The sequence below is a fragment of the Lentimicrobium sp. S6 genome, from assembly GCF_013166635.1.
In the GTDB taxonomy this organism is placed as follows: domain Bacteria; phylum Bacteroidota; class Bacteroidia; order Bacteroidales; family UBA12170; genus UBA12170.
The window spans coordinates 1-968 of sequence record NZ_JABKBZ010000223.1; the positions used below are offsets into that span (position 1 = coordinate 1).

2 protein-coding genes are annotated in these 968 nt (G+C 30.6%); both read right to left on the reverse strand.

The features are described from left to right. Positions 1–402 (reverse strand): transposase (locus HNS40_RS22445; RefSeq protein ID WP_371742974.1); only part of this gene is annotated, 402 nt, incomplete at its 3' end. A 3-nt stretch (positions 403–405) separates the two neighbouring features. After that, on the reverse strand, positions 406–711 hold the full coding sequence (locus HNS40_RS22450) for a DUF4372 domain-containing protein (protein WP_172284944.1): 306 nt from the start codon (positions 709–711) through the stop codon (positions 406–408). Between the last annotated feature and the right edge of the window lie 257 nt (positions 712–968).

Genomic DNA, 968 nt, shown 5'->3' on the forward strand with positions numbered 1-968 from the left:
TATTTTTACTCCATTGCCCTTATCTGCTTTGTTCGAATATATTCGACTAAATTTTAAATTTGATTTTGCTCGTATTACAAAATATGATGAAAGTTTGGTTATCTGATATAGACGCGTGAAGTCGACATAACCTCGATCAAAAACATAATATGCACCAACTTCATATGGAATAACATCCATTGCATTTACATCATGTATTGTTGCTTCTGTTATATGAATAAATACAGGGATTTTAGCCGTGATATCATAAAGAGTATGGAGCTCTATCCCACCTTTATTTTTACGGAATTTAGCCCACCAGAATACACTAAGACACAAATCTATTGTAGATGAATCAAAAGCATATATTTTGCCTTTAATCTCAAAGTCTTCATTCTTTAATTTTTTTTGAGCTATATCAATTAGCTAATAAGCAAACTCTTCAAATATTTTTGAATTTCTCTTGTTATTGGCCTTCGATAAATTACTTTTTGAAACAGATATACCGAATCCCAAATGATACGATTTTGAACTATGGGCATTAATTATAACTGTCAAATCTCGAAGACTATTTCGATTAGTAAGTTGACCAAAGACCATACAAAGCAGTTGGTTCCAACAGGAAAAATGTTTGACGTATTTATTGCCATAATATTTGGAGACAAACCTATCAAAAACTCGTTGTGGTAAAAAAGAAATCAATTGAGCGAAAACATACTTGCCTGTGTTCATAATGAATAATTTATAATCACAAACATAGTCGATTCAAATCGTCACCGTCTATATTCTTACCTTAGACATAGTATTTACAAGGTTTTCAAGATACTAAAGCTGACTTTTAGTGGACACTAGTGATTCAATACATTTATTTTATATTTGGGTGTCCCAAAGATAATTTATGTTTATTCGGAGAAAGAAAAATACATCTGGAAGCATTAGTATTCAGATTATTAACAAGTCAAAAGGTCATTATAAAGTGATTAAGACAA